We start from the raw sequence: 26,766 nt of genomic DNA on the forward strand, positions 1-26,766 counted from the left end.
CGCAGACGACGAACGGGCCCAGGAGACGACGTGAAGACCTTGACTGAGCGCATTACCGACCGATGGGGCCGGTGGGTTGTTCCCTACGCTGCTCTCTGGATCACCATGCTGGTTGGCGGTGCGATCGTCGTCACACTGGCGTTTATGGGTGCCGAAGTCTACGACGACGTGGTGGACGAAGCGGGCCTCGCCAACCTGGACAAGCCTGCGCTGGCGCTGTCGGAGGGCCTCCGGAACCCCTGGCTCAATTCCGCCGTTACTGCCTTCACCAACATCGGCGGCGGAGTCGGCATGCCGATCGTCGGCAGCATCCTGACGGCCTGGCTTACGTGGGCAGGGCGTACCTGGCGGCCCCTCATCCTGGTGGGCGGCGCTGCGGCCGCTTCGGTCACCGCGACCACCTTTGGCAAGAAGCTGTTTGGCCGCACCCGCCCGGACCATACGGATGCTGTTCCGCCGTACGAAGATTCGCCGTCGTTCCCCAGCGGGCACACGCTCAACACCACCGTAGTGATAGGGCTGGTAGTTTATCTAACCTGCCTGCAGATCCATCGGACCGTTGCCCGGGTGTCCATGATCACGGCCGGTGCGATTTTCATCATCGCCATGGGCCTGAGCAGGGTGTTCCTCGGCCACCACTGGCTGACGGATGTCATCGCCGGGTGGCTCCTTGGCCTCGCCTGGGTGGGAATCGTGATCCTGGCCCACCGGCTCTTCCATGTCATACGGCACCTCGAGCACGCAGGACCGGCTCCGACGTTCGACCACCCGTTACTCCGGGAAGAACCGGGCGGGGACACCACCGCCGGGTGATAGTTTTGACCCATGCGCACACTCGTCGTGGACCACCCGCTGGTCGCCCACAAGCTCACCGTTCTGCGGGACAAAAACACCCCCTCCCCGGTCTTCCGGCAGCTCACCGAGGAACTGGTCACGCTCCTCGCCTATGAGGCCACGCGGGACGTCCGCACCGAGCCGGTCACCATCGAGACTCCGGTCAGCACCACCATCGGCACCGCGTTCACCAAGCCCACCCCGCTGGTGGTTCCCATCCTCCGCGCCGGCCTGGGCATGCTCGAAGGCATGACCAAACTCGTGCCCACAGCCGAGGTCGGGTTCCTGGGAATGGCCCGTGACGAGGAAACGCTGGACATCATCACCTACGCGGAGCGCCTCCCCGAGGACCTGACGGACCGGCAGATCTTCGTCCTGGATCCCATGCTGGCAACCGGCGGCACGCTGCGCGAAGCCATCAAGTTCCTCTTCAAGCGCGGCGCCTCGGACGTCACGTGCATCTGCCTGCTGGCCGCACCCGAGGGGCTGGCCAAGCTGGAGGAAGAACTCTCGGACGCAAACGTGACCATCGTCCTGGCATCCATTGACGAGAAGCTCAACGAGAAGTCGTACATCGTGCCCGGACTCGGCGACGCCGGCGACCGCCTCTACGGCATCGCCGGCTAACAGCATCGCTGGCTAACAGGGGCGCCGGTTAGGCCGGTGCGAAGCGATTGCCCCCTTCCGGTTTCCGGCGGCCCCGGCTAGCCTGTGCCCCATGGACTGGAAACTTGAACTGGTGTTTGTCCCTGTGTCCGACGTGGACCGTGCCAAGGATTTTTACGTCAACAAGGTGGGCTTCAACGCCGACTTCGACGAGCGGCCCATGGACGGCATCCGCTTCGTCCAGCTGACCCCGCCCGGATCGGCCTGTTCGATCGCCATCGGCGAGGGCCTCAGTGACGCTCCTCCCGGCACCGCCCCGAGCCTGCAGGTCGTGGTCAGCGACATCCAGGCCGCGCACAAGCAGCTCAAGGACAACGGAGTTGAGGTCAGCGACATCGACGTCCAGGACTGGGGCCACTTCGTCCATTTTGCCGATCCCGACGGCAACAAATGGGCGGTCCAGTACCTCCCTCAACGCCCGAACGGCTAAGTCACAAAAATCCCGCACTGCCCGCGTGGGGCAGGATGGAAGCATGAGCTTTCCTGCCGACGCCGCAACCCCTGTCTCCGCCATACGGTCCGCGACAACGTTGACCGCCCGGGCCGTGCTGTTCGACATGGACGGCACACTGGTTGACTCCACGGCAATTGTAGAGCAGGTGTGGGGCGAATTTGCGGCCCGCTACGGCCTGGACCTCGCCGAGATCCTCCGGACTTCGCACGGCGTCCAGGCCGGGGACACGGTGCGCCGGTTTGCGCCGGCCGGAGCCGACGTCGAGGCACTCACCGCGGAACTCGGCGCCATGGAACGGGTCCGGACCGAGGGCATTGTCGCCTTGCCCGGGGCCGCTGATCTGTTGCGCAGGCTGCCGGCGGATGCCGTGGCACTGGTGACCTCCGCCGACCGTATCCTGGCCGACATCCGGATGGGCGCGGCGGGTCTCGCCATGCCTGCCACTGCGGTCACGGCTGATCTTGTCACGCGGGGCAAGCCCCATCCCGAAGGCTACCTCCGGGCTGCCGAACTGCTAGGGGTCGAGCCGGCCGACGCAGTGGTCTTTGAGGACGCCCCCGCTGGCATTGCGGCCGGACTCGCCGCCGGGATCAGGACCGTAGCCATCGGGCCCAACACCGGTGAGCTGCCGGAGGGCGTCCTGCACATAGACGATTACACCAAGGTGTCCATGAGCACGGCAGTGGACGACGCCGGGGGCAGGACGATTTCCTTCCGGTTCTGACGTCCGAACCGGCCGCCTGTCGGCTAGGGTCAGTGAAGACGGCTGACACTATCTGGGGGGATGGATGACCGAGGTTTCGATTGACGGTGCCAGAGGCACCGTTGCACTGCGAGATGGTGTTCTTCATGTGCGATGGATTCCAGGCTTGGCCATATCGGAGGATGCCGCGGCGGCCGTCATCGCGGCGGTCAAGGAGTTGAGCAGCGGGCGCCCTTATCCGATGCTGGTGGACATGGCGGCCGCGGCATCCATGAGCCGCGGTGCACGGCGCGTCTTCGCCCGTCCCAGCACAGTGGCGCGGGTGGCGCTCCTCGGGTCGTCCCCAGTGGACCGGGCCATGGCCAATTTCTTCCTCAGCATCAACTCTCCCGCTGCTCCCACGCGGTATTTCACCTGCCTGGACGAAGCCATGACGTGGCTTGGGGACGCGTAGCCGCGCCGTCACTACCGCCGTTCAGCCGGACGTCACCGGCACGGACCACTGTCCAGGGCTGAGCGAAGTTCAGGAACAGGTATGCGGCCGGTCGCCAGGTCGCGGCTAAGGCGGCGCATGCCGCGCAGGTCGGCGAGGGCGGTCCGGAGAAGGTCCACGCCGGCGTCGGATTCGTTTACCCAGTCCACGGGCACCTCGTGCACCCGGAGCCCGCATTTTTCGGCCAGGACCAGCAGCTCGGTGTCGAAGAACCAGGCGTGGTCCGCGGTGTGGGGGAGGAGCTGCCGGGCGATATCCCCGCGGATGGCCTTGAAGCCGCACTGCGCATCGCTGAAATGTGCGCCCAGAAGGGTATGCAGCAACAGGTTGTAGCCACGGGGGATGAACGCCCGCCGGTGGCCCCGGACAACACGCGAACTGCGCGATAGCCGGGTTCCGACCGCCAGGTCGGAATGCCCGGAGATGAGCGGCGCTATCAAGGGGGCCAGCGCAGCAAGGTCGGTGGAAAGGTTCACATCCATGTAAGCCAGCACTGGCGACGGCGACGCGAGCCACACCGTGCGAAGTGCGTTTCCCCTTCCCTTGTCCGGGAGCCGGACCACGGTGATCTCGCGGAGTTCCCGTGCCACACGTTCGGCGACGCGAAGCGTGCCGTCAGTGCTGGCGTTGTCCGCAACAGTAATCCGGAAGGTGTTCGGGAAAGTGCTGTGCAGGTAAGCGTGCAGCCGCCGGAGAGACTGCTCCAGATCCTGTTCCTCGTTGTAGACCGGGATGGTCACATCCATGACAGGCACGGCGGTCCCGGTCCGTTCGTCGACGGCGGCCCGCGTGTCGATAGGGACGCGGCGGATGTTACCCGCACCGGAAAGCGCCGGAGCGGCACCCGTCAGGACGTCGACGGCGGCCTGCGGTTGCGGGTGCGGAGGGGTCCCCGGGGCCTGGTCTGTGAGCGTCATGGTTCAACTATGAAGTCGGCGCATATGAGGGATTTAGGCCACAGCTGTGCACCTGCTGTGGAACCTGCCGGGACGGATGCGGGAACGGAAGCGGCGGCGGTGCGCCCACCGTCATTGGTGGGTGCACCGCCGCCGCGGTTCGGTTCGTTAGGGAGCCAGTAGCGGACAAACATTGACTGCCGTGCCGGACCCTGAGAATCGTCGCAATTCGTTGCCGGCGGGGTCCACAGCGAAGTTGACATTCCCGCGCGTGAGGATGAGCCCGTCAGGAGATGGGAGCTGAAGGAGGTTGAGGCCGGTGGCCTTCACTTCGACCACGTCGTCGCTCGGGAATGAAAAGAAGAGGACACCCGTGATGACGTAGCTGACCGACTTACCGCTTTCGTCCCCCGTGAGCGTTATCTTCAGACCCGGGGAAGTGCTGATGACGTCTCCGGACGGCGTCGTGATGTTCTTGACCTTCCCGGTGACTGTACCGGTGACATCAAATCCACAGTTCGTAAATGTCCCGGATCCAGAAACGGATATCGGTGGGCCCGAAGGGGCGGCAACGGCCGGAGCGGCGGCTGCGAAAATTGAGGCCAGGACGGCCGTTGGAACTAACCATTTTTTCATTGTTGCTCCCTAGATCTTGATGACGGCCCTGGGGCCGGCTGCCGCTTGGAAGACGATTGAAAGCGGCGGCGACCAAGAGTCACCCCGCAACCTTGTGAAAACCTTGTGATTCCGGAAAGGGAGCTCAACGGCACCGGAACCGGGGGAAGCGATACGCCCGCAACACGGCCGAAGGCCCCGAATCACGTGGATTCGGGGCCTTCGGGTGATACGGACCAAGTCCGGCGGGTATGGGCCGGCTTAGTACCAGTTATTGGCGTAGTGGAAGTTCAGGGCGTCGCAGGGGGAGCCGTAGCGCTCCTTGACGTAGTTCAGGCCCCAGTTGATCTGAGTGCGGAAATTGGTGAGGTAGTCTCCGCCCGCGCTGGCCATCTTTTCGGCCGGCAGGGACTGGACGATGCCGTACGCGCCACTGCTGGCATTCGTGGCCGTGGTCTTCCAATCCGATTCCTTGGTCCACAGCGTGGTCAGGCACTGCATCTGGTCAGGGGCCCAGCCGTAGTTGCCGAGCTGCGAGGCGGCATACGCCTGGGCAGCTGCGGGGTCGTCCACGGCGACTGGCGGCGCGGGAGCCGGAGCTGGTTCCGGAGCTGCTGCCGGTGCCGCCGCGGGGGCCGGTGCCTCCGCGGCCTTCTCCTCCGCGGGCTGCTCTTCGGTCGACTGCGGGGACATGCTGACAGAAGCCGGAGCCGGCATGGCCGAAACCAGGATCTTTTCGAACGCGAGCTTCGACTTCGTGTCGGCGCTCGCGGCGGCGACTTCCGCGGCCGTCGCCGAGCTTGCCGGTGCGGCGGGCTCGGAAGCCTGGCCGGCGGCGCCGACGCCGATCAGCACGGCGCAGGCGGTGGCCACCACAGCGGCGCGGCGGCCGGAGCCGTGCAGGCCGGCGGCAAACCGGGACAGCGGGGACGCCGTCTTGGCTGATTCGGCGCGGTGGCGTGAGCGTTCTGCGGGCGCCGTGGTCTTAGCTGAAGGGCGCTCTGGACGTACTTCTGGCGTGGATTTAGTCATGGTTGCCTCTCGATGCCGGCGGAGTTAGCTGTCGGGTTCGGATGAGGTCATCCGGCCGCACGGAACTTCACGTGTCGGCTTCACCCCGAGGGCGGCGATGCAGAATGCCCGGAGACCTGGGTCCCCCGCCTCTGCCTAATCATGAGGAAATCCGGGTAGCGGCAGAGTTTGGCGTCCATCCGGATATGCGGCCGGAACGGTGGCCGCACTCTAAAAACCGTACAGGAGATAGAACCTTAAGTCACATTTCGGTAACGAGGATCACGGTGACGGCGCGTTGACTTGCGCCGGGGAGGCCAGGGATTCGTTCGATCACGGAAAAGGCCGGCCGGCCCAAATGGGCATCGCCCGGCTGTGATTTCCGTGCGCTGAGAACTAGGCTGCCGGTGGTTCGCAGGGGAGGCGCAGCGCGAACTCCGTGCGTCCCGGACGGGAGGTGACTTCGACGGTTCCGCCGTGCGCTTCCATGATCGACTGCACAATCGAAAGGCCCAGCCCGCTGGTCCCCTCAGCGGCGGCCGCTCCCGCGGCGGCCGAACCCGAAGCAGAACCTGCCGGGCTGGTGCGGGCGGCGTCCGCCCGGGCAAAGCGGGCAAAGACCCGGTCCACAAATTCGGGCGGGATCCCGGCGCCGTTGTCCGTCACGGTCACCACGGCGCTGCCGTCAGCGGAGCGCATCACGCCGGTGACAACGGTGGTTCCGGGGTCCGTGTGCTTGCGCGCGTTGGAGAGCAAATTGGCCAGCACCTGGTGCAGCTGCGTGACGTCCCCGCGGACCACCACCGGCTCGTCGGGCAACTCGAGCTGCCAGACGCGGTCCGGTGCCATGACCTTCTCGTCGCTGACGGTTTCCACCACCAGCTGCGTCAGGTCCACGTCGCTGATCTTGAGCGGCTGCCCTTCGTCCAGCCGGGCCAGCAGCAGGAGGTCCTCCACCAAGGTGGTCATCCGTTCGGACTGGCTTTGCACCCTGGCCAGGGATTTCTTGCCGTCCGGAGTGAAGTCCTCGGTCATCCGCATGAGTTCCGTGTAGCCGCGGATTGCCGTAAGTGGCGTGCGCAGCTCGTGGGAGGCGTCTGCCACGAACTGGCGCACCTTCGTCTCGCTCTGCTGCCGGGCCTCGAGGGCCTTGGAGACGTTGTCCAGCATGAGGTTTAGCGCGTGGCCCACGCTGCCCACTTCAGTTCCGGGGTGCGCGTTCGACGGCGGCACGCGCACCGCGAGGGCAACCTCGCCGGCATCGAGCGGAAGCTGCGAAACCTGCGTTGCCACTTCGGACAGCTGCTCGAGGGGTTTCATGGTGCGGCGGATGAGGACCGTTCCGGCAAGGCCGATCAGGACCAGGCCTCCCATCGAAACGATCACCATGGTCCACACCAGTGAGCTGAGCGTGTTCTGTTTTTCATCGAGGGGAAGTCCGGTGACGATCACGTCCCCATACGGAGCCTCCACGGCCACCAGACGGTAGGAGCCGGTGGACAGGGTCCGGTCAACCGGCGTTCCGTCGTGTCGGAGGGCCAACAGGACCCGGTCATCCTCGGGGGACAGCGACGCCTTGGTGGCGTCGTTGGCGAGGAACCCGGCTTTGCTGACATTGCCGTCGTTGATTCGTGCGATGAGCGTCCCGATGCCTTGTCCCTTGGCATCCAGGGGATCCGGCCTGTTGTTGGGGTTACCAAGCGGCGGGCGCCCGAACTCGCTGGACCGCCGGGAGGCTTCCGTGAGTTGCTTGTCCAGTTGCTGGGTGAGGAATGAATCCATGGACGCGTAGCTGAACAGGCCAATCGCGCCGCAGATTGCCACCAGCAATGCCATGGCCAGGAGCACCAGCCGGGTGCGCAGGTGCCAGGTCGAGGGATCGAGCCAGCGGCGGCCTTCTTTGCGGACTACGCCGGCAAGCGTGGGCACCGCTCAATCCGCCGGTTTGATGACATAGCCCGCCCCGCGGACGGTATGGATCATGGGCGGGTGCGTTGCGTCCACCTTCTTGCGCAGGTAGGAAATGTAGAGTTCCACGATGTTGGCCTGGCCGCCGAAATCGTAGTCCCACACCCGGTCCAGGATCTGTGCCTTGCTGACCACCCGTTTGGGGTTCTCCATGAGGTAGCGGAGGAGTTCGAACTGGGTGGCCGTGAGCTGCAGTTCCTCCCCGGCCCGGGTCACTTCGCGTGTGTCGATGTTGAGGACGAGGTCGCCCACCACCAGCTCGGCGGTGTCCATGGCGGCCACCCCGGAGCGCTGGACCAGCCGGTGCAGGCGGAGGAGCACTTCTTCCATGCTGAAGGGCTTGGTGACGTAATCGTCGCCGCCGGCCGCCAGGCCGAGGATGCGGTCCTGGACGGCGTCTTTTGCCGTCAGGAAGAGCGCGGGCACCTCGGGCGCGAAGGCGCGGATCCTGGTGAGCAGCTCAACGCCGTCGAACCCGGGAAGCATCACGTCCAGCACCAGGACGTCCGGGCGGAACTCCTTGGCGAGTTTCACGGCTTCAGGGCCGTCGCCGGCGACGGCAACGGACCAGCCTGCCATCCGCAGGCCCATGCTCATGAGCTCGGAGAGGCTGGGTTCGTCGTCAACCACCAGGGCGCGGATGGGGGAGCCGTCCGGGTGGGTGAGCTGGGGAAGGTTGTTAGTCATGGAGTGCGAAGTGGCCATGGGACAACTCTCCGATCTACGGTTTAGCCCGCGCTATGGGGATCCTGTGGGCCAGCTGTGAATCCCAGCCTAGCCAGCTGAACGCTCCGGCGGGGCCTTCCCGGGCGGCACGGCGTGGATCGGTCGTTTCCGGGCTGAAGGTGGCCGCAGAAAGGTCACAGGCTCGCCTCTTACGGTGCACAGCCCCCGCACAGGAACGATTCAGAGTCTGGGGTGGACACAGTCCGCAGGCCCGAGGAGTACGCCATGAACAACCACTACAACACGCCGGTTCCGGAAACCAGCCCGGACCCCACTTGGGAAAACCAGCCAGGTCCGGCAGGCAGCCCCGTCAGCGCCCCCGTCACCAGCACTGCCGGACACTTCCCCGGCAGCGGGCCCGGCGGCCGTTCGAAACCCGGGACCGCGAAGCGGGGGATGGTGGCCGCCGGAGCGGCGGTTGTCCTCGTTGGCGGAGCCGGCGTCGGAATGTACGCTTTGGCGTCCAGCTCCGCGGCGGCGGACGGCACCGCCGACGCAACGGCTGACGGCGAGGCGCGGCAGGAAACTTTGCCGGGCGCCCGCGGCGGTGCGCAGGGCGGATTTGCCGACGGCGGGATGCCTGCCCAGGGTGGACCCGGAAACTTCGCCCCCGAGGGCCTGGGCGGAATGGGGAGCGGGGTGTCCGCCGCCGTGCACTCCGAATACGTGATCCTGCAGGACGGGGCCTACGTCACTAAAGTGGAACAGCAGGGGACGATCACCGAGGTCAGTTCGGACGCCGTGACCGTCCAGAGCACGGACGGGTTCAGCCGGTCGTATTCGCTGGGTTCGGACGTGGCAGTGAGCAATCTGCAACAAAGGCGTCAACAGGCCGGCGGAACCTCAACCAGCCAGCTGACAGTCGCCGATATCGCCTCCGGCACCATGGTAAGGATCGTTGCTGCGAAGGAATCCAACGGGTTCCCGGCGGAGTCCGTTCAGCTCGTGGCCACCACGCTCACAGGGCAGTCCAACTGAGCGGGCGGGGGTTCCGAGCGGGTTCCAGGGGCCAGATTTTTCCGCGAAGCAAAACCGGGGGCTGGACATCGGCAATAAGCGGACCTCGTATTTCAGCAATTCCATACTGACTGAATTTTTGCCACGAAAGGGTTCGTTTCGGAGAATATTATTCGGAATCTGACCAATTCCGATCGATCGTTCTGAAAAACACCTGTTATTTTATTGGCATTTCAGAATCGTGATTTGGGCCACAATGCGGGATTCCGTCTCACGATGCGGACGATTCCGCCCATTGTTACTTGCAAGTTTTCATTGTTACGTTGCACACTTCAATTGTGAACAAGAACTCAACAGCACCTGCAGCCGCAGAAACCTGGACCAGCCCACCCGCTGGCGAAGACATGCGCTGTTGTCGAATGCACGCCTAACTTTCCCACCCCGAGAAGTTTTTAGGCATTCGCCCCAAGCCCAGCGTCGGGCGCCCCTCCCCAGATCTCATTGCGGGGAAAGCCAGCATTCGAGCCGCGATGACGGCCATTCACATTGAGGTAAGCATTCCATGTCAGTTGCATCTGGATACGTCCACATCTCCGTCCGAAACGCCAACAAGGGCGGCCAGCCTTCCGGCCTCCGCCAGGGATTTGGCGCCCGACCGGCGTTCGCCCCGGCAGCCCCCGGCAACAGCTTCCCGGCCCCCGGCTATGCGCCGCAGGGCTACAACCCGAACTCTTATGGCCAGCTTCGCGCTGTTCCCGCCGCCGAGTCAGCCCCGCAGACGGCGCCCACCCCCGTGATTGCACCGGCCAACGGCAGCGCTATCCGCCCCGTCGCAAACGAAAACGTTGCCCGCGGATTTGTCCTGTACATGGGCATCGACGAGGAAACCGCGGCAGCAGCCGGCACCTCCATCGCCAAGCTTGCCCAGGAAATCCGGGCTTACGCACAGTCCCTTGTCTCCGGTGCGGAGAGCTACGCTGCCGTGGCGGTTGCCCCCGCCAGCGCCCCGGGCTCCGCGCTCGACGTCGTACGGTCCACCTTCGGTGACCCCACCGTCAACTCCCGCCAGCGCACGGAAGCCGCCCGGCTGCCCCAGCCCCAGGATCCCCGGCCGTCCGGCGTCCTCATCGACCTGGCCCGCCGCGAAGTCCACCTCGACGGCGAATCCCTGAACCTGACCTTCAAGGAATTCGAGCTCCTCAACTACCTCGTCGAAAACGGCACCCGCACCGTGGGCCGAGACGAACTGCTCGAGGGCCTGTGGCGCAACGCCGAAGAGGTTCCCAACGAGCGCACCATCGACGTCCACATCCGCCGCCTCCGCTCCAAGCTGGGCCGCCTCGCCAACACCGTGCGCACGGTCCGCGGCCAGGGCTACCGGTTCTACGAGCACCCGGAGGTCGTGGTCTGGGCCGCTCCGGAATACTCCATCTAGCCTTATCTCCGCGCAAAGCGTCCGTTCCCTCTGTTGGGGGCGGGCGCTTTTCGCTTTCGCGGCACGATCCCTCGTCGCCTGCGCTCGTTCCTCACGCAACAACGGCGCTTTTCGGGACGTGCCGCTGCGCTTCAGCGCCCGCCGATCGCAGCCGGGACGCTGGTCCCGCGCGGGTGGGCACTTGAAGTGTGTGCCTCCGAGGCTGGTGGGGGGGCGGCGTTGGCGTGGGTGTGGGCGTGGTCCTATGGCCCTGTTGGCTTGGGGTGGTGCGGCGTAGGCTCTGATCGTCCATCCGACTATCAGGAGGAACCATGTCAGTTGCACGCATTACAACCCTGAGCGCGAACTCGAAAACCTCGTTTGATGATGCCATCAAGGAAGGCATCGACCGGGCCAACAAGACGCTGCGGGGTGTCACGGGGGCCTGGGTGAAGGAACAGAAGGTCGAAATCGCGAACGGCGCCGTGGTTGCCTGGCACGTCGTGCTCGAAGTGACCTTTGTTCTGGAGGGCTAAACCGTGTGCAGGGCGGCCGTGACCTGAGGGGCGAGGCCGCCGCACTAGGATTGGTGCATGAGCGAGCATCACATCAGGCGGCTGGTCCTCATGCGGCACTCCAAGGCCGATTGGCCCGGAGGCGTGCCCGACCATGAGCGGCCGCTGGAAGAGCGCGGACACCGGGAGGCGCCGCTGGCAGGCAAGTGGCTGCTCAAGCACGGAGTGGTTCCCGATTTCATCCTGTGCTCCAGTGCGCTGCGGACCCGGCAGACGTGCACGTGGGTGTGCGCGGAACTGGGGGACAAGGCCCCGACACCGAAACTTGAGGACGGCCTCTACGGCGCATCGGCAATTCGGATGCTTACCGTCATCAACCATGTGCCGGACACCGTGACCACGCTGATGGTGATCTCCCACATGCCCGGTGTGCAGGATCTTGCCATGCACCTGGCTTCGCGCGATTCCAACCACGATGCCTACATGGACGCTGCCACCCGGTTTCCCACGAGCGGATTGACCGTGCTGGAAACTGAAAAGACCTGGGCTGAACTGGACGGCCAGGACGCCCGGCTGACGCACTTCAAGGTGCCCCGGGGGCACAAGTAGGCCCCTGCAATTAGCCGCCGCGGTTCATGGTCAGCAGCGGGTTTGTGATGTTTACTGGAGATATTCATCGGCGGCCCAGGTTAGAAGGAGATCATCATGGACTCAGGACAGCTTGTGGGCATCATCATCGGCATTGTGGTGGTGGTTGCGATCATTGCAGCGGTACTGTTCTTCAACCGCAGGCGCAAGGTGGAGGCGGACAGGAACCGGGCCGCCGAGATGCGTGAAAAGGCCCAGGCCGATGAGCTCGGAGCGCGGGAAGGCGAGGCCAAGGCGGCGCGTGCCGAGGCCGATGCCAAGCAGGCCGAGGTGGACGCCGAGCGCCTGCGCCGGGATGCCCGCGAAAAGCAGGAGGAATCGGAACGCGTGCGGGCGGCTTCGCAGGAGCAGCTACGCGAAGCCGATGAAGTTGACCCGGACGTGGTCACCGCCGACCGGCAAGACACCGACGGGTACGACACCGACCGGAACGATGAGGCCCCCGTTTCGCCGCAGACGCGTGCGGAAGCGGGCACCCGCGGAGGCGCGGACAACATTCCGCCGGCTGGCGGACCATCCGCTGCCGAACCCAGAACGAACGAACCCCGAACGAACGAACCCCGCACAACCGAGGCGGGCGCCGCGGAACCCGGGACGACACGGCGGACCGATTCCGTCCCGGGCGGCGACCAGCATGACGGCGGAGCGGACGGGGCTCCCGGAGAGCGCCCCCGGAACCTTTGACCGGCGTACCTTGGCGCTGCAGTACTGACCCGGCAGCCGGAGAGTGAACCTTCGCCATTCCGCCCTTGCGGTCCTCGTGGCCGTCCTGTGGGGTGCGAACTTCGTGGCGATCGACCTCGGCCTGCACGCCAACGGCACGGAAGTGCCGCCGCTGCTGTTTGTGGCCATGCGCTTTGTACTGGTGGTCTTTCCGTGGATCTTCTTCATTCGCAGGCCTGACGTCAGCTGGCGGGCCATCCTTGGCGTCGGCCTGTTTATGAGTGCCGGACAATTCGGCCTCCTCTACCTGGCCATGGCCCTGGGTATGCCTGCCGGGCTGGCCTCACTGGTCCTGCAGGCACAGGTGCTGCTAACGGTGCTGCTGGCTGCCGGAATCCTGGGTGAACGTCCCAGCGGACGCCAGCTCGCCGGCGTCGTGCTCGGTGTGGCGGGCCTTGCAGTGGTGGCAGTCGGCCGCAGCATGGTGGCGCCTGTTCTTCCCCTGATTATCGTGCTGGCGGCCGCGCTGTCCTGGGCGGCGGGCAACATCGTCGCCCGGCAGGCCAAGGCCTCCTCCGGCCTGGGCCTCGTGGTGTGGTCCGGTGCAGTGGTTCCGCTGCCGCTGATCGGGTTGTCACTGTTGATCGACGGTCCGGCCGCCGTGGGCGGCACTCTCACAGGGATGCAGTTGGTCACCATCCTGAGCGCCATCTACACGGCCGTCCTCGGGTCCCTGGTGGGCTACGGAATCTGGAACTGGCTCCTGGGCCTCTACCCGTCGTCGGCAGTGGTCCCCTTTACGTTGCTTGTCCCGGTGGTGGGAATGACGACGGCGTGGCTGGTCCTGGGCGAGGTCCCCTCACCTGCGGAGATGGCCGGCGGGCTCCTGTTGCTGTGCGGAGTGGCTATCGCCGTCCTCCGGCCGGGCCGGCAGGGGGCCACCCCGGGCCAGCGCAGATGGCATGCTCAGCGACGTGATGTGGCCTTTGCGGGCGACTTGGGCGATGGCTTGGGCGCCGGCTTGGGCACGGCGGGTTTAGGCGCGGCGGACTTGGGTGCCGGCCGGGACACGCGCGTCACGGGGGCCTTGGCGGATGACGACGCCGACGCGGGCCGTTTGGCCGCCGGGGCGCGGGTGGCTCCTGACCTTGACGCGGGAACGCGTCCGTAGGCGGTCCCGGCAGCCGCGCGTGCGGCAGGCCGGACGGCCGGTCGGCTGGCGGCGCCTGCAGGTCTGCGCCGTCCAGACTGGTTGCGTCCAGACTGTTTGCGGCCGGACTGGTTGCGGCCCGGCCGGAGCTGCCTGCCGGCCGGCCACACCGCGCCGGTGAACAGAACCAGCAGCGTTCCCGCCCCGGAAACGGCAGCGAGGTAGAAGTAGATATCGGAGTCCTGCGTGGTCACGGCCGTGCCCAGCGAATCCGGTTCCGCGGTGAAGGCGAGCCCCCACATGCGCAGGAACGCAATGGCGAAACCGATGAACAGGCTGGTTCCCACGCCTCCCGCCAGCAGGGCCACGTTGCGTCGCCGGGCCACCACCTGGACGACACAGGCAAGGTATCCCACCGCCACGGCTCCGAGGAACGTGTACATCACTGCCTCTTCGAGCGTGATCGCGGTGAGCACCAGAAGGCCCGCCGCGGCGAAGGCCGCAACGATGGCCAGTCTTCCACTGTTACCCATGTGGCGCATGTGACTAATCTTCCCCGATGCGCGCTACTTCCTGACGTAGCCACGCATGATTGCCATGATGGCCGCGACGCTCTGTTCGCGCGTGCGCTCGGGGTTGTACGTCTGGCGGTCCAGGCCCACCACAAAGCATGCGCCGAAGATGGCGGTCTCCAGGCTGCCACGGGAGATGGATTCGTCAACGTCGTACTGTCCGGCCACGCCCTCGATCGCGGCGCCGATCACTTCCAGCAGGCGGCCGCGGAGCTCGGCAAAGGTGTCCTGCCACTCGCTGGGGGTCCGCCAGTTCTCGCTGACCCAGAGCCTGGCGAAGGACGGGTACTCGGCCATGAAGTCCATCGCCTGGCCGATCATCTCGTCCATGGCCGCCAGCGGGTCAGCGGAGGAGTCCTTCACGCTCAGCAGCCTGGCCAGCAGGATGTCCACGCCGTGGCGCAGCAGCTGGGCGATCAGGGCGGACTTGCTGCCGAAGTTGTAATAGACGGTTCCCTTGGAAACGCCGGCTGCTGCAGCGATCTCGTCAACCGTGACGCCTGCCGCACCGCGTTCCCCGATCAGTTCCATGGAGGCTTCGAACAGTTTCTGCTTGGTGGCATTGGTGCGGGCGGGGCGGAGCTTCTTGTCGCCGGCTTCCTGCATGCTCATACGGCGATCTCCGGTTTCAGGGACTTCAGGGTCCAGAACTTGTGCTTGTGGACGGCCAGCGTTGACAGCGCGGCCCCCAGCACAGTGTAGCCAAGCAGGCCGGCCACGGTGGGCAGGATCATCGACAGGTCCGCGCCGTAGATCAGGTGCCGCATCCCTGTGACCACATAGCCCATCGGGAGGACCTCGTGCACCACGTGCAGCGGCTGGGGCGTGGTCTGCCAGGGGAAGGTGCCTCCCGAGGACACCAGCTGAAGCACCAGCAGGATCAGCACCACCAGCTTCCCGGGTGAACCAAGCAAGGCCACGATGCCCTGGATGATGGCGCTGAATGCCATGGCGGCGGCAAGCATGAACAGCCACATCAGCACCGGGTGCGCGGGGTTCAGGCCCAGCGCCAGGTCCACCACGAGAGTGAGCAGGCTCGCCTGGACAACGGAGACAGCCAGGAAGGGAAGCCAGCCGCCCACGGCGATCTTCCACGACGGCGCGTTGGACGCTAGCGCCCGCTGCGTGACCGGCCGCATGGCCTGGATGAGCATAAAGATGCCGATCCACAGTGCCAGGGTCAGGAAGAACGGTGCGAGGCCGGCCCCATAGGACCCGGCTTTCGCCTGGGAGACGTTGCTGACGGCCACAGGATCGGCCATGACCTTGGCGAGGCTGTCCTTCTGGGCATCGTCGGGGTTGGGAACCTGCCCGGCGCCCTTGGCCAGCTCCGAGGCAAGGGTGCCTGCTCCGCTGGCAGCCGTTGCCGCTCCGTCCTCAAGCTGCGCCGCGCCGCCGTCGAGCGTCCGGGCGCCTTCGGCGAGCTTCGCGGCGCCGTCAACGGCACTCTGCTCACCGGCCGCCAGCGCGGATGATCCGGTATGAAGCTGGTCGGCGCCCGCGGACGCCTGGGAGATGGCGCCCGTCAGGGCGGGAGTGGCTGCCGCCAGCTTGGCGGCACCGGCGCTCACTGCAGCCGAACCGTCGGCAAGCTGTTGGATCTGCGCCGCATCAGACTGGATTTTCGCCTTGGCGTCCGCGACCGGTCCGGAGGCAGCAGCCGCATCAAAGTCCGCCAGGATGCTGTCCGCCTGGGCCTGGGTGATGATCCCGGCGGCCATCAGCCTGCTGTTGGACTCCACAATCCGGGTCCGCAGCCCCTGGTCCGCCGCGTTCAATTGCCCGACGACGTCCTGCACCTTGGTGTTCAGGGTGGCGTTTCCGGCGGCCACCTGGGCGGCGCCGTCGGCCAGCTTTTGCGAATCGGCCGGCAGGGAGGCCGTCTTGTCCTCGAGCTGGCCCAGTCCGTCGCTGAGCTGTGCCGCGCCGGCGTTCAGCTGGTTGGCGCCGTCGCGCAGCTTGAGCTGGCCGCTGTAGAGCTCGCCGGCCCCGCTGCTCAGCTGCGTGGTGCCGTCGTGAAGGGTCACGGTGCCGTCGTGGAGCTTGGTCACGCCGTCGGAAAGCTGGCCGGCGCCGTCCGCGGCCTTGACCATCTGGGTGTGGATGGTGCCGAATCCGGTGAGCAGCTGGTTGGCGGTTTCCTCGCCCACTTCCTTCGCGACGCTCGAGTGGACGGCCGTGGTCAGCTTGTCCACGATGGTGCTCAGGAGGTAGTTGTTGGCGTCGTTCGTGGTCACGTTCAGCATGGCCTGGTTGGCTGCGTCAAAGCTGCCGGGGGAGGCAAGGTTCGCGGAGAAGTCCTTGGGAATCTTGAGGGCGAAGGCGTACTTGCCGCTGCTGACTCCTTCATCGGCCTTCCCTGCGGAATCGACCGGCTGCCAGTTGAACACGTGACCGTCGATGAGGCTGTCCGCTACATCCTGGCCGGCATGCAGCTGTGTTCCGTCGCCGGACGTGGCGCCGGTGTCTTCCACCACCAGTGCGGCGTCGATCTGGTCCAGGTTGCTGTACGGATCCCAGTTGGCGTAGAGGTACACCGCCCCGTAAAGCAGCGGCACCATGGTCAGGGCAATGATGGTCAGCTTGGGCAGCAGCCCGCCCGTCATGCGCTTGAGTTCGGAGCGGGCCAGCCGCAGCACAGTCACTTTGCGTCCTCTGTTTCGGGGGTTGGGGCATCGGCGCCCGGGGATTCCGGGGACTCGGGGGTCGCAGCGGCAGTTGTGTCCGCCGTCCGGGGTACGGCGTTGCCGATCACCGCGGCGGGCCCGGTCCAGTTGTCCGGGAGGGAAGCGACCGTGGCGACGACGGCGAGGTGCCGGCCGACGTCGTACGCCAGCTCCTGAAGCCGAGGCAGCCAGTCTGCGGTGTCAGCGCTGTGGCGATCGGGGGAGTCGACCACCAGGAGGTCGGTGTCCGGGTTGGCGAGCGAGAGGGCAGTGAGCAGTTCGATGCGCCTGGCGGGGTCCAGCTGTTCCGTCCACAGGCCGGCGATGTCCTCGAAGCGGTTGACTTTGAGCCACGGTTTGCTGAGGAGCGCACCGCGGTAGCGCCGTGGGATCAGCACCAGGTCTTCGGTGACGAGATCGCGCACGCTCAGGTGCTGTTCGGGTTCATTGACCCCCTGGGCGTCCACCAGGGAGCTGGCCAGCCGAATGTGCTTGGTCTTCGCCACACCGTCCCACAGGAGCTCGCCGGACGACGGTTTCATGCGTCCGCTCAGTGTGAGCGCCAGCGCAGTTCTCTGGTCCTGGCCGGCGCCGGCTACAAGAACGAGCTCGCCCCGCCGGGCCTGGAGTGAAGTCGGCGGGAGGAGGTCATCCCGCCGGCCTTTCACGTGAAGTTGTCGAACCGAGAGCATTGGAGCCTTTCGCAGAGGGTTTCTGCTTCAAGGCTAACTAAACTGACCAGTCAGTTCAAATAGTATGCGGCGGATGTGACCAAGCAGTCAGCGCCGTTAGGCGGGACGGCATCAGCGGTGTGTCAGAGGCCGTACTCCTCGAGCAGCCGCAGCCACACCTCGCTGATGGTGGGATAGGACGGCACCGCATGCCACAGCCGGTCAAGTGGCACCTGGCCCACCACGGCGATGGTGGCGGCATGGAGGAGCTCGGCCACGTCCGGGCCTGCGAACGTGGCCCCGAGCAGCACCTTCCGGTCCTCGTCCACCACCAGCTGCGCCCAGCCCTCGTAGTGCTCGGAATGCAGCGAGGAGCCGGACACGTTGATGGGGAGTTCCACCGAGGAGACGTTGTAGCCGTCCTTCGCCGCCTGGCCGACGGACCGGCCAACACTGGCGAGCTCGGGATCCGTGAACACCACGTTGGGGATGGCATGGTCGTTGGCGGTCTGCGCGAAGCGGCTCCACGGCGCCGGTGTTCCGTGCAGCTCACCCTTGGCCCGCGCGGCGATGGCGTCGCCTGTGGCGCGTGCCGAATATTTGCCCTGGTGCGTCAGCATAACCCTGCCGGCAGCGTCCCCCACCGCATAGAGCCACCGGCCGTTGCCGCCGTCGCCGTTGCCGTTGTGGGCGGCGTCGATGCCCTCCACCAGCCCGGTGGTATCCGTGCGAAGCGGCGGCACTTTGCCGTCGGCCGCGCCAAGGCCCACGGCTTCCAGCCCCAATCCGTCCAGGGCGGCATGGCGGCCGGTGGCCACCAGCAGCTGCTCGGCACTGACGCTGTTGCCGTCCGCCAGATCCACGGTGACGGAGCCGTCGTCGTTCTTGCTGACCCGCTCAGTGCCGGTGTTGAGGCGGACGTCCACACCGTCCGCGCGGAGCCCGGCCAGAACCAGATTAGTGGCGTCCTGCGGGTACATGCTGAGCAGATCGCCGCGCGCCACGAGCGTCACGGACGAACCAAGCCGGGCGAATGCCTGCGCCAGCTCGGTGCCGGCCACCCCGCCGCCGAGGACCACCAGGCTGCGCGGAACGCTGCGTGCGGAGGTGGCCTCACGGGTGGTCCAGTAGTCCAGCTCCGCCAGGCCTGCCACCGGCGGGGCTGTGGGGGCCGATCCGGTGGAGAGTACGACGGCGTGCCTCGCCGAGAGGAGGTAGTTCTTGCCGTCCAATCCCGTCACTTCGACCGCACGGGGGCCGGTGATGCGGCCACGGCCCCGGATCAGTTCAATCCCGGTGTCCTCCACCCATTTGACCTGGCCGTCATCCTGCCAGTTGGACGTGAAGTAGTCCCGGCGCTTGAGTACGGCGGATACGTCCAGGGTCCGTGTGACCGCTTCTCCGGCACCGGGAACGGTTTGTGCGCCATGGAGTGCGGTGCCGGGGCGCAGCAGGGCCTTGGAGGGCATGCAGGCCCAGTAGGAGCATTCGCCGCCCACCAGCTCCGCCTCCACCAGGACCGCCGTCAGGCCGCCCTGGACCACGCGGTCCGCGACGTTTTCCCCCGCGGCGCCCGCGCCGATCACTATGACATCGAATTCGCGTTCAATTGTCGCCGTCATGGCAACAGACTACGCCCGGCATCCGGGACGTGTTGCGGGATGAAGCCCGGGGATTGGCGCCCGGAATCGGGACCGGGACAGGCGCGGGAGCTTAACAGTAGGTGGGACATCCAATATTGTTTGCTGTGACCCACTGCGTACGGTGGTTCAGGACTCTCGGTTAGGGGAACCCATGACTACATCAGGCGTCGCTTCGCAGGCGCGGTTCAGCGCCCAGGCGCGGCTCCGCGCGCTTCAGGCGGACATCATGGACCTCATCCTGGAGCGTGAACTCGAGGCGGGCGATCCGCTGCCCACCGAAAACGAGCTCGCCGTGGCGTTGGGCGTGGGGCGGAATACGCTCCGTGAATCGCTCAAAGTGCTGCAGGCGCTTGGCGTTGTGGAAATCCGCCACGGATTCGGAATGTTTGTTGCGCCCAGTAATTTTGATGCCTTGGCAGATGGATTGACATTCCGTGGCCGGCTGTCGCTGCGGCACAAGGGCGGTGAGGCCCTGGAGCTGGTGGACGTCAGGCAGGCCCTCGAATCCGGCCTGGTCGGCAGCGCCATGGACGCGATGACCTCCGGGCAGCTGGCAGCTGTTGAGGAGTCCGTGGTCCGGATGGAGGAGCTGGCTGCCGCGGGGGAGGCGTTTGTGGAAGCGGACGCCGAGTTCCACTGGCGGTTGTTTGAGCCGCTAAACAATGCTCTGCTGATCAACCTGCTCGCCGTTTTTTGGAAGGTGTACCGGCAAATCCACCTCGAGGTCGGCACCGGTGCCGAGGACCTGACGGAGACGGCGGCGATGCACCGCGGGATCTATGAGGCAGTGGCGGACGGTGACAAGGCCCTGGCTGCTGAACGGCTCAACCGCCACTTCGACGGCATCCGTCACCGCATCACCGAGTCAATAGAGAAGTAGGTGGCGGCCTGACCCGAAGGGGCGGTCAGGTCGGCCGCCCTCGGCCGGTCAGGACGAAACATACTGAAACAAAAAAAGATCCGCACCGGCGAACCGGTGCGGATCTTTCTGTCTGTGCGCCCAAAGGGATTCGAACCCCTGACCTTCTGTTCCGTAGACAGACGCTCTATCCAGCTGAGCTATGGGCGCATTCTCGGTTCCGGGAGTTTTTCGTTCACCCCCGAACCTCGAATTACTTTACGCGAGTTGCCACGGAGTTCCAAATCGAAACGTGTGTAATCTACACAACTAGACCGGTCTATGTGACCTTACTCACAAAAAGGGGTGATTTCTTGGGTGCTGTTCCTTGATTTTCCGCGGTTTTTGCTTTTTACCCACGAGGACATCCCATCTCTAGCCCAGAAATTCCAGTGGTCTAGAGCCCTAGCATTTAGGACACACCACTGAACCCGAGGAAGGGAACCGCAATGGGCGATCTCGCACGACTGCCGCTGCTTGAGAAAGCACCCACTACACATGCTGGCCTGCTGGCATGGGTCGAAGAGGTTGCAGAACTTACTCAGCCGGACCGCATCCACTGGGTTGACGGTACCGAAGAGGAAAACACGCGCCTCACCGACGAACTCGTCGCAGCAGGAACGCTGACGCGCCTGAACCAGGAGCTCTTCCCCAACTCTTTCGCTGCATTCTCTGATCCCGCGGACGTAGCCCGCGTGGAAGAGCAGACCTTCATCTGCTCCGAGAAGGAGCACGACGCCGGCTTCACCAATAACTGGATGGCCCCGGCCGAGATGAAGCAGAAGCTGCGCGGACTGTTCGCCGGCTCCATGCGCGGCCGCACCATGTACGTGATCCCGTTCGTCATGGGCCACCTGGACGCCGAAGATCCCAAGTTCGGCGTCGAAATCACCGACAGTGCCTACGTTGTTGCCTCGATGCGCATCATGGCCCGCATCGGCACCGACGTGCTGAACCGCATCACCGAGACCAACGCGTTCTTCGTCCCGGCCCTGCACTCCCTGGGTGCCCCGCTCGAGGCCGGCCAGGCCGACGTGCCGTGGCCGTGCAACCCGGACAAGTGGATCGTGCACTTCCCCGAGGAGCGCTCCATCTGGTCCTACGGCTCCGGCTACGGCGGAAACGCGCTGCTGGGCAAGAAATGCTACGCCCTCCGCATCGCCTCCGTGATGGCCCGCGACGAAGGCTGGCTGGCTGAGCACATGCTCATCCTGAAGCTGACGTCCCCGGAGCAGAAGACGTACTACGTCTCGGCTGCCTTCCCGTCCGCCTGTGGCAAGACCAACCTCGCGCTGCTCGATCCCACCATCGAAGGCTGGAAGGTGGAGACCCTGGGTGACGACATCACCTGGATGCGCTTCGGCAAGGAAGGCGAGCTCCGCGCCGTCAACCCCGAGGCCGGCCTCTTCGGCGTCGCTCCCGGCACCGGCTGGGGAACCAACCCCAACGCGATGCGCGCCATCGCCAAGGGCAACAGCATCTTCACCAATGTCGCGCTGACCGACGACGGTGGTGTGTGGTGGGAGGGCATGACCGAGGAAGTGCCCGCGCACCTCACCGACTGGCAGGGCAACTCCTGGACCTCGGACTCGGACAAGCCCGCTGCGCACCCGAACTCCCGCTTCTGCACGCCGATCGACCAGATCGACATGCTGGCCGAGGAGTACAACAACCCGGACGGCGTGGAGCTTTCCGCGATCCTGTTCGGCGGCCGCCGCAAGACCACCATTCCGCTGGTCACCGAGGCGCGCAGCTGGTCCAACGGCATCTTCATGGGCTCCACCCTGTCGTCCGAGACCACTGCCGCTGCAGCCGGTGCCGTTGGTGTTGTTCGCCGGGATCCGATGGCCATGCTGCCCTTCATCGGCTACGACGCAGGCGATTACCTGAACCACTGGGTCAACCTGTCCGCCAAGGCCAACCCGGAGCGCCTGCCCAAGATCTTCCTGGTCAACTGGTTCCGCCGCAATTCCGAGGGCGGCTTCGCCTGGCCCGGATTCGGTGACAACGCCCGCGTTCTGAAGTGGGCCATCGAACGCCTGGAAGGCAAGGCTGACGCCGTGGAGACCCCCATCGGGTTCGTTCCCACCGGTGACTCGATCGACCTTAAGGGCCTGGACATGACCCCTGCCCAGGTTGAAGAAGCCGTCCGCGTCGACCCGGCCGAGTGGGCCACCGAACTCGCCTCCATCGAGGAATGGTTCGCCAACTTCGGCGGCTCGCTGCCTGAGGCACTGCAGTCCGAGCTGGAGGGCCTGAAGGCCCGCCTCGGCTGACATTCCAGTAAGGACGACGGCGGCCCCGCACCTTTCCCCTGGAAGGAGCGGGGCCGCCGTCGTCATTTCACCGTCGATTACTCCGTGACAGCGGTTTCCGCGGTCAAACGGCCGGTCCGTGGCAGTCGATCATGCGCCTGGCCATTGTGCCGCGCGGCGGCCGGGCGTAGCTTTTAGAGAACTAGTTGTTCTCTAAGTTGAGGGACCGGGCCATGGACAACGCCCAGCAGCACACCAAACGGCTCCCGTCTGCCATCAGGGCGGCGCTGCCTGGCATCCTGCTTGTGATGTTCCTCGGCGCCCTTGACCAGACGGTCATGGCCTCTGCACTGCCCACCGTTGCCGGAGACCTGGGTGGTCTGGACCAGATGTCCGCCATCATCACCGGCTACCTTGTCGCCGCCACGGCCGCTATGCCCCTGACCGGCAAACTCGGCGATGCTTTTGGGCGCAGGCGCGTCCTCCAAGGCTCCCTGATCTTCTTCATTATTGGCGCGGCGTTGTGCTCCTTGGCGCAGACCGTGCCGGAACTCATCGCCTACCGGGCGATTCAGGGCATCGGCGGCGGAGGGCTCATGATCGGGGCACAGGCGATCATTGGCGAACTTGTCAGTCCGCGCGACCGCGGCAGGTTTCTTGGCATCATCGGCGCCGCCTTCATTGTGGCCGCGGTAGGCGGTCCACTTGCCGGCGGGGCAGTGGTGGACCACTTCTCCTGGCGCTGGATTTTCTATTTCTACGTGCCGTTGGGCCTGGCCGCCCTTGCGGTGGTGACCCTCACGCTCCGGCTGCCGGACACCCCGCGCGGGCGACGGGTGGACTACGCCGGCGCGGCTTTGCTGTGCTTGGCAATTGTCTCGGTGATCCTGCTCTGCAGCGGCGGGAGCTATTCGGGGCCAGGCTGGGTGACGCCTGTCCTGGCGGCGGTGGCTGTTGCGGCCATGGCCGGTTGGTTGTTAGTCGCGCGACGCACGGCGGATCCGATCATCCCGTTGTCGCTGTTCCGCGACGCCGCATTCGCGGTCCCCACGGCGGTCAGCTTCCTGATCGGCTTCGCCATGTTCGCCACGCTGAGCTACCTTCCGGCCTTCCTGCAGGTGGGCATGGGCATGTCGGCCACCGCTTCGGGCGGCATGCTGATCGCCCTCATGGCCGGACTGTTGCTCACGACGGCGGCATCCGGCGCGCTGATCACCCGCACCGGACGTTACAAGCTGTACCCGGTGGCCGGGACGTTGCTGGCCGTTCCCGGAACCTGGCTGTTCAGCACCATGGATTCGAGGAGCAACCCGTGGCTGGTGCTGGCGTCGATGCTTTTGCTCGGGCTGGGCATCGGGCTGGTCATGCAAGTCATGGTGCTGGTGGTGCAGAATTCCGTGGAGCGGCGCGACCTGGGCGCCGCCACTTCCACCGTGACCTTTCTTCGCCAGGTGGGCGCCTCCGTCGGTGTGGCAGTTCTGGGTTCCCTGATCACTGTGCGCTTCGCCGCCGCCGTCCCCGCGTCGCTGGCAGCCGCACTGGGGGAGAGTCTCAAATCACTGACGCCCAAGGCGCTTGAGCGTCTGCCTGCTGCGGACCGCAGTGCAGTGGCCGAGGCGTTCGGCCATGCACTTCCGCCTGTTTTCGGCTATGCCGCCATGGTGCTGGCCGCGGCATTCGTCCTGACGCTCTTCCTGCCCGAGCGGGAGCTGCGGACCACGGCGCACTCCGACGCCGCAGACCCTGACGCCGCAGACCCTGCCGACCGCAAACCACGAGGAGCCCCGGATGACTGAGAAGACCACCGCCCCGCTGGCCGATTTCGGCGTAGGAGACATCGCTGCCGCCGGCGGAAAGGGTGCTGCCCTGGGCGAGTTGGTGCGCCAGGGATTTCCCGTGCCGCAGGGCTTCATCATCACCACCGGCGCGTACTTGTCCTTCCTGGCGGAGACAACGGTGGGTGCGGCACTGGAGGGCCTGCTGCGCGCTGAGTCCGGCGACGGCCCGGACATTGGCACGGCTGACGGTGAAAGCCGCGGCGCCGCCATCCGTGCCCTGTTCACCGGAACGGAGGTACCCGGACACTTGTGGCAAGAGATCGGGTCAGCCTATGCGGAGCTGGGTGGCGGAGCCGTGGCAGTTCGTTCCAGTGCCACTGCGGAGGACTTGCCGGGGGCCGCGTTCGCCGGCCAGCAGGACACGTACTTGAACGTACTCGGCGAGGACGCCGTGGTCCAGGCCGTCGCCGACTGCTGGGCGTCGCTGTGGACGGACCGGGCCGTTGCCTACCGCGAGCGTCAGGGGATCGATCCGCGCGGGCTGGCCATCGCCGTCGTCGTGCAGAGAATGGTGCCCGCCGATACGGCCGGAGTCATGTTCACCGCTAACCCCGTCACGGGCGCGCGTGGTGAAATCGTGGTGGACGCGAGCCCTGGGCTGGGGGAGGCAGTGGTCGCAGGGCGGGTGACGCCGGAACACTATGTCCTGGACCGCACGGGAAAGGCGCTCAGCTTTGCGCCAGGTGGCCGGGAAGTGATGATCAGTGCGGCCGCGGGCGGCGGCACACAGGAACAGCCCGGAGCGCCAGGCACCGGGCCGGAGCTGGCCGCGGATCAACTGACGGAGCTGGCCCGTCTGGGGCAGCGGGCACAGCAACACTTCGGGCGGCCGCAGGATATTGAATGGGCGGTCTCCGGGGGACTCCTGTATGTGTTGCAGTCGCGGCCTATGACGGCGCTGCCGCCCCAGCCGCAGACGCTCAACCCCTTCCAACGTCGGCTGGGGCCGTTTTTCATGGAGATGTTCCAGGAACGGCCCTATCCGCTGGATGTGTCCGGCTGGATGAGCCGGGGAATCCTGGCCATGCTGCATCGGATGGCCGGAAGCGTGGGGGTGGTCTTCCCAACGGTTGATCAGCTCCTCCCGGAGGAGGACGGCGTGGTGGTGCGGCTCGTCCCGCCGATTCCGCACCCGACCATCCGGACGCTGGCCGCGCCTGTGTCATTGGCGCGCCGCGCCAGGCAGTTTGATCCGGCCAAATGGACACAGGATCCACGGTTTTCCGCGTTCCTTGAGAACGTGGAACAGCTGAACGGGAAGGATCCCGGCCCGTTACGGTGGCGTGCCGTCGTCGCACTCGCGGAAGAATCCTTCGCAACGATGCGGGGCATCACGGATCTGCGCGTCTCCTACCTGCCCGGAGTCTTCGTGCCGTTGCTGAAAATGCGTCTGATGCTCGTGCTGCTGGGCAAGGCTAAGCTGGCGGCTGCGCTGATCGCCGGGGCGGAAACCCGGACCAGCCAGGCGAACCGCGCTCTTGAACAGCTGGCCGCGATTGCCGCCGATGATCCCGGACTGGCGCGCGCCTTTGCTGAGCCGGACCCGGGCAGGCTGCTGGAATTGGTGGAAAAGGAACCCGAACACGTCGCCTTCCGCGAGGCTTTCAAAGCGTTTCTGCTCGAATACGGCCACCGTGAAACCGTCAGCGTTGTCCTGAGCAGTGCACCCACCTGGTCCGATGCGCCGGAAGTGGTGCTGGGGCTGGTGAAAGCCATGTTCGGGGAGCGGCTCCCGACGGTGGACCAGACCGGGATGGCGCTGTCCGAGTTGAGGAGGCACCCTCTGCTCTGGTTCGCGCCGCTGCGCCGGAGCGTGCTGGCCGCCGTCGAGTCCGCACGGAGCGGAATGGCGTTCCGCGAGGACAGCCACTTCTACGCCACAAAGGTCATTCCGCCGATGCGCCGCGCGTACCGGGAGCTCGGCCGCCGCCTGGTTCTTGCCGGCGTGGTCGACGAGGCGCACGACGTCTACCACCTGCGCTTCGAGGAGCTGGCGTCGATCACGGACACGGACACGGACACGGACACGGACGACGGCGGGGCGCTGCCAGCTTCCGTCCGTGAGCGTTTCCGTCCGGTGGTGCTGGCGCGGGCGGCGAAGCGGCGCGAGTTGGAGGGGATCCCGTTGCTGGACCCGGCGTTGCTCTTTGGCCGTAATCGCCGTGTGAAGGGGGCCCTCGTCACCGGAACGCCAGCCAGCCGCGGCCAGGCGAGCGGGCCCGTGCGGGTGATCCGTGGTCCTGCCGAGTTCGGCCAGCTGCGCAGTGGTGAGGTGCTGGTCTGCCCATATACCAACCCGTCCTGGACACCCCTGTTCCAGCGGGCCGCCGCGGTGGTGGTGGACACCGGCGGGCTCGGCTCGCATGCGGCGATCGTGGCGAGGGAGTACGGAATTCCGGCTGTCATGGGCACTGGTTCAGGTACCAGCACCCTGGCCGGCGGGCAGCGCGTACTTGTGGATGGAACCGCCGGAGCGGTCCTGTCCGCGCCCACGTCGGACGGGGCCTGAG

General features: G+C 66.0%; 24 protein-coding genes, 1 tRNA gene and 1 riboswitch. Of the genes, 15 read left to right on the plus strand and 10 right to left on the minus strand.

Annotated elements, in window-relative coordinates:
* Positions 1–105 precede the first annotated feature (105 nt).
* From J7I79_RS08615 to J7I79_RS08635, 5 genes are all read left to right on the plus strand, one after another.
* Positions 106–813 carry a phosphatase PAP2 family protein gene (locus J7I79_RS08615; RefSeq protein WP_214952518.1) on the plus strand — a complete coding sequence of 236 codons (708 nt, stop codon included), beginning with the start codon at positions 106–108 and terminating at the stop codon, positions 811–813.
* Between the two features lie 12 nt (positions 814–825).
* Entirely contained in the window at positions 826–1,461 is a 636-nt protein-coding gene (gene upp, locus J7I79_RS08620; RefSeq protein ID WP_043478170.1) for a uracil phosphoribosyltransferase, read from the plus strand.
* Between the two features lie 91 nt (positions 1,462–1,552).
* Positions 1,553–1,930, plus strand: a complete 378-nt coding sequence (locus J7I79_RS08625) for a glyoxalase superfamily protein (RefSeq protein WP_214952282.1) — start codon at positions 1,553–1,555, stop codon at positions 1,928–1,930.
* A gap of 43 nt (positions 1,931–1,973) precedes the next feature.
* The gene (locus J7I79_RS08630; RefSeq protein WP_214952285.1) at positions 1,974–2,678 is read left to right on the plus strand and encodes an HAD-IA family hydrolase; all 705 of its coding nucleotides are present in this window, start codon (positions 1,974–1,976) and stop codon (positions 2,676–2,678) included.
* Between the two features lie 145 nt (positions 2,679–2,823).
* Complete coding sequence (locus tag J7I79_RS08635) at positions 2,824–3,111, plus strand: STAS/SEC14 domain-containing protein (protein WP_251042561.1); 288 nt, start codon at positions 2,824–2,826, stop codon at positions 3,109–3,111.
* 32 nt (positions 3,112–3,143) lie between these two features.
* Here J7I79_RS08635 and J7I79_RS08640 read toward each other — a convergent pair whose 3' ends face one another.
* From J7I79_RS08640 to J7I79_RS08660, 5 genes are all read right to left on the minus strand, one after another.
* Entirely contained in the window at positions 3,144–4,067 is a 924-nt protein-coding gene (locus tag J7I79_RS08640) for a dolichyl-phosphate beta-glucosyltransferase (protein ID WP_214952289.1), read from the minus strand.
* A gap of 147 nt (positions 4,068–4,214) precedes the next feature.
* Positions 4,215–4,682: a hypothetical protein gene (locus J7I79_RS08645; RefSeq protein ID WP_214952291.1), complete on the minus strand. Its 468-nt coding sequence runs from the start codon at positions 4,680–4,682 to the stop codon at positions 4,215–4,217.
* A 240-nt stretch (positions 4,683–4,922) separates the two neighbouring features.
* The gene (locus tag J7I79_RS08650) at positions 4,923–5,693 is read right to left on the minus strand and encodes a hypothetical protein (RefSeq protein ID WP_214952293.1); all 771 of its coding nucleotides are present in this window, start codon (positions 5,691–5,693) and stop codon (positions 4,923–4,925) included.
* Positions 5,693–5,877, minus strand: a riboswitch (cyclic di-AMP (ydaO/yuaA leader). Its footprint overlaps the gene before it by 1 nt.
* A gap of 191 nt (positions 5,878–6,068) precedes the next feature.
* Positions 6,069–7,601, minus strand: coding sequence for a HAMP domain-containing sensor histidine kinase (locus J7I79_RS08655; protein ID WP_214952294.1), 1,533 nt, complete (start codon positions 7,599–7,601; stop codon positions 6,069–6,071).
* A gap of 3 nt (positions 7,602–7,604) precedes the next feature.
* Entirely contained in the window at positions 7,605–8,345 is a 741-nt protein-coding gene (locus tag J7I79_RS08660; protein ID WP_028271072.1) for a response regulator transcription factor, read from the minus strand.
* 246 nt (positions 8,346–8,591) lie between these two features.
* On the opposite strand from J7I79_RS08660, the gene J7I79_RS08665 reads away from it, so the two are divergent.
* From J7I79_RS08665 to J7I79_RS08690, 6 genes are all read left to right on the plus strand, one after another.
* Positions 8,592–9,344, plus strand: coding sequence for a hypothetical protein (locus tag J7I79_RS08665; RefSeq protein WP_214952296.1), 753 nt, complete (start codon positions 8,592–8,594; stop codon positions 9,342–9,344).
* A gap of 541 nt (positions 9,345–9,885) precedes the next feature.
* Positions 9,886–10,758, plus strand: a complete 873-nt coding sequence (locus tag J7I79_RS08670; RefSeq protein WP_104173977.1) for a winged helix-turn-helix domain-containing protein — start codon at positions 9,886–9,888, stop codon at positions 10,756–10,758.
* 311 nt (positions 10,759–11,069) lie between these two features.
* Positions 11,070–11,273: a dodecin family protein gene (locus J7I79_RS08675; protein ID WP_214952297.1), complete on the plus strand. Its 204-nt coding sequence runs from the start codon at positions 11,070–11,072 to the stop codon at positions 11,271–11,273.
* 57 nt (positions 11,274–11,330) lie between these two features.
* Positions 11,331–11,861, plus strand: coding sequence for a histidine phosphatase family protein (locus J7I79_RS08680; protein ID WP_104173976.1), 531 nt, complete (start codon positions 11,331–11,333; stop codon positions 11,859–11,861).
* 96 nt (positions 11,862–11,957) lie between these two features.
* A complete protein-coding gene (locus tag J7I79_RS08685) occupies positions 11,958–12,584 on the plus strand; it encodes a hypothetical protein (RefSeq protein WP_214952299.1) in 627 nt (208 codons plus the stop codon).
* Positions 12,585–12,627: 43 nt separating this feature from the next.
* Positions 12,628–13,734 (plus strand): EamA family transporter, encoded by a 1,107-nt coding sequence (locus J7I79_RS08690; protein ID WP_214952301.1) that lies wholly within the window; start codon positions 12,628–12,630, stop codon positions 13,732–13,734.
* 545 nt (positions 13,735–14,279) lie between these two features.
* Here the strand turns inward: J7I79_RS08690 and J7I79_RS08695 are convergent.
* The 4 genes from J7I79_RS08695 to J7I79_RS08710 form a co-directional block, all read right to left on the minus strand.
* Positions 14,280–14,897 (minus strand): TetR/AcrR family transcriptional regulator, encoded by a 618-nt coding sequence (locus J7I79_RS08695; protein ID WP_214952303.1) that lies wholly within the window; start codon positions 14,895–14,897, stop codon positions 14,280–14,282.
* Positions 14,894–16,930, minus strand: coding sequence for a YhgE/Pip domain-containing protein (locus tag J7I79_RS08700; protein WP_214952305.1), 2,037 nt, complete (start codon positions 16,928–16,930; stop codon positions 14,894–14,896). Before J7I79_RS08700 ends, J7I79_RS08695 begins: the two co-directional genes overlap by 4 nt.
* On the minus strand, positions 16,927–17,643 hold the full coding sequence (locus J7I79_RS08705) for an ABC transporter ATP-binding protein (protein WP_214952307.1): 717 nt from the start codon (positions 17,641–17,643) through the stop codon (positions 16,927–16,929). Before J7I79_RS08705 ends, J7I79_RS08700 begins: the two co-directional genes overlap by 4 nt.
* Positions 17,644–17,765: 122 nt before the next feature.
* A complete protein-coding gene (locus J7I79_RS08710; protein ID WP_214952309.1) occupies positions 17,766–19,244 on the minus strand; it encodes an NAD(P)/FAD-dependent oxidoreductase in 1,479 nt (492 codons plus the stop codon).
* A gap of 172 nt (positions 19,245–19,416) precedes the next feature.
* On the opposite strand from J7I79_RS08710, the gene J7I79_RS08715 reads away from it, so the two are divergent.
* The gene (locus tag J7I79_RS08715) at positions 19,417–20,145 is read left to right on the plus strand and encodes a FadR/GntR family transcriptional regulator (RefSeq protein ID WP_214952311.1); all 729 of its coding nucleotides are present in this window, start codon (positions 19,417–19,419) and stop codon (positions 20,143–20,145) included.
* Between the two features lie 115 nt (positions 20,146–20,260).
* Here J7I79_RS08715 and J7I79_RS08720 read toward each other — a convergent pair.
* A tRNA-Arg gene (locus J7I79_RS08720) sits at positions 20,261–20,334 on the minus strand.
* 278 nt (positions 20,335–20,612) lie between these two features.
* Between J7I79_RS08720 and J7I79_RS08725 the strand changes: the two genes are divergently transcribed.
* The 3 genes from J7I79_RS08725 to J7I79_RS08735 all read left to right on the plus strand — a co-directional run bounded on the left by J7I79_RS08725 (position 20,613) and on the right by J7I79_RS08735 (position 26,765).
* Positions 20,613–22,439 carry a phosphoenolpyruvate carboxykinase (GTP) gene (locus J7I79_RS08725; RefSeq protein WP_214952313.1) on the plus strand — a complete coding sequence of 609 codons (1,827 nt, stop codon included), beginning with the start codon at positions 20,613–20,615 and terminating at the stop codon, positions 22,437–22,439.
* A gap of 212 nt (positions 22,440–22,651) precedes the next feature.
* Complete coding sequence (locus tag J7I79_RS08730) at positions 22,652–24,214, plus strand: MFS transporter (RefSeq protein ID WP_214952315.1); 1,563 nt, start codon at positions 22,652–22,654, stop codon at positions 24,212–24,214.
* Positions 24,207–26,765, plus strand: coding sequence for a PEP/pyruvate-binding domain-containing protein (locus J7I79_RS08735; protein WP_214952317.1), 2,559 nt, complete (start codon positions 24,207–24,209; stop codon positions 26,763–26,765). The genes J7I79_RS08730 and J7I79_RS08735 overlap by 8 nt, the downstream gene beginning before the upstream one ends.
* Position 26,766 lies beyond the last annotated feature (1 nt).

Origin of the sequence: Arthrobacter sp. ISL-69 (genome assembly GCF_018613775.1) — a bacterium.
Lineage (GTDB): Bacteria > Actinomycetota > Actinomycetes > Actinomycetales > Micrococcaceae > Arthrobacter.